Below are 1,385 nucleotides of genomic sequence, written 5' to 3'. Positions count from 1 at the left end.
ATCTTTTTCTTCGCCAAGGCGCTCTCATCTTGGAAACTAAACGGCGACTTTCATGACATCTTGCTGCGCGACACCGTGCTGATCCGTGGCAAGGATCTGAACGACCGCGTGCTGTGGTTTGCGATCACGCCCGGTCGCAACGACCGCCGCAGGCTGCGCGCCTATTTCAAAGAGCATCTTGATTTCGACATCGACGGCGGCTGATTTTGTCTTAAAATTTAGAGGCTTGAGCGCGGATAGAACAGTAGAATTTCACAACGCAAAATTTAAGGCAAAATTTCACACATCAGAATTTCGCGATGCAAATTCTACCGAGCAAAATTTCAAGACGAAAAATTCTACGATATAAATTTGCAGGGCAAAATTTGGCAGCGTAAATTTCAAAGCCGCGAATGCACGGCGCGATATTTGCGGCTCTATACAACAAACTCCACTTCGCTTAACCGCCCCAAATTATCAAACGAAAAGAGCGCATCATTTTTAAAATTCGCTACGATCTTGCCCGTCGCTTCGCTAAATTTCGTGCCGTTTCTAAGCAAAAGCGCCCCCGATAAAACGGCGTGATTTAGCTGAAATGCGCCTATGTAATCGCGCGCCAAAGAGATGAGCTCGCTTGCGTCCATACCGGGCTTGATCGTACCATCTGGCGCCACGCACTCGCCTGCCGCGAACGCCACAAATACCGCTCCGCCGGCGTGCGGGCAGCGGTAGTAACATAACGGCTCCTGCGATAGCCCGCACGCAATCGCGCTTAGAGCATGCCCGTTTATCTCCGCACTTAGTGCAAGCTTAGGCGTGCCAAGCTCCGCTAGCTCGTGCCGCAAGTCGAAGTCGCGCACATCTCGCGCAAGGGTAAGTAGCCGCTCATCGAGGTGATTTATGTTCTCGTACCCCCACAGCCACGTGCGGCTGGCGTTTGCTTCGCTGCCGATATATAAAATGGCGCGCGGCGCATCGTCGCCGAAGAGGGTCTCGCTGCGCTCAAAATCCACAGACCAGTGCCTACCCTTTACGATCAGCTTCGAGCCCATCTCTTGCGCCCTTACGCCGCAACCCAAACATGCCGAAAACAGATCGGCAAAGCTGCTCCTATCCACGCCCAAGCGGTCTAAAAATTTCATCTTTCTCCTTTTTTTACGCCGATAAATTTAGCACTTTTGCTGGATTTATCGGCACACCCTATTATACGCCGCGCACGCTGTTTTGCTATAAAACATTCGCGCTATGGAATTTAACGCGGCGCGCAGGAAAATTTAATCAAATTTTATAAAGCCGCAGCGGATAAATTTCATATCGGAACGCCGCCCGGATAGAATTTTGCAGAAGGCGACGGTCACGGCGATTGTCATTGCTACGACGGTTGCCATTTCCGCCACGACTTCCCT

The 1,385-nt window shown here is 51.2% G+C and carries 3 protein-coding genes; 2 read left to right on the top strand and 1 reads right to left on the bottom strand.

What is annotated here, in order from left to right:
- Together Q0095_RS10115 and Q0095_RS10110 are read left to right on the top strand one after the other, a co-directional pair.
- Nucleotides 1–204 (top strand): hypothetical protein (locus Q0095_RS10115; RefSeq protein ID WP_297883384.1); only part of this gene is annotated, 204 nt, incomplete at its 5' end.
- The gene (locus Q0095_RS10110; protein ID WP_297883383.1) at nucleotides 179–349 is read left to right on the top strand and encodes a hypothetical protein; all 171 of its coding nucleotides are present in this window, start codon (nucleotides 179–181) and stop codon (nucleotides 347–349) included. The genes Q0095_RS10115 and Q0095_RS10110, both read left to right, overlap by 26 nt.
- A gap of 67 nt (nucleotides 350–416) precedes the next feature.
- Here the strand turns inward: Q0095_RS10110 and Q0095_RS10105 are convergent, their stop codons facing one another.
- Nucleotides 417–1,121, bottom strand: a complete 705-nt coding sequence (locus Q0095_RS10105) for a DUF6882 domain-containing protein (protein ID WP_297883382.1) — start codon at nucleotides 1,119–1,121, stop codon at nucleotides 417–419.
- Between the last annotated feature and the right edge of the window lie 264 nt (nucleotides 1,122–1,385).

Source organism: uncultured Campylobacter sp., assembly GCF_938045535.1.
Taxonomy (GTDB): domain Bacteria; phylum Campylobacterota; class Campylobacteria; order Campylobacterales; family Campylobacteraceae; genus Campylobacter_B.
The sequence above is the reverse complement of the archived record's forward strand: the minus strand, read 5'-3'. Positions and strand labels throughout refer to the sequence as shown.

Excerpts from the sequence above, each read along its gene's own strand:
- Q0095_RS10105 (WP_297883382.1), bottom strand. The coding sequence starts at position 1,121 with ATGAAATTTTTAGACCGCTTGGGCGTGGATAGGAGCAGCTTTGCCGAT.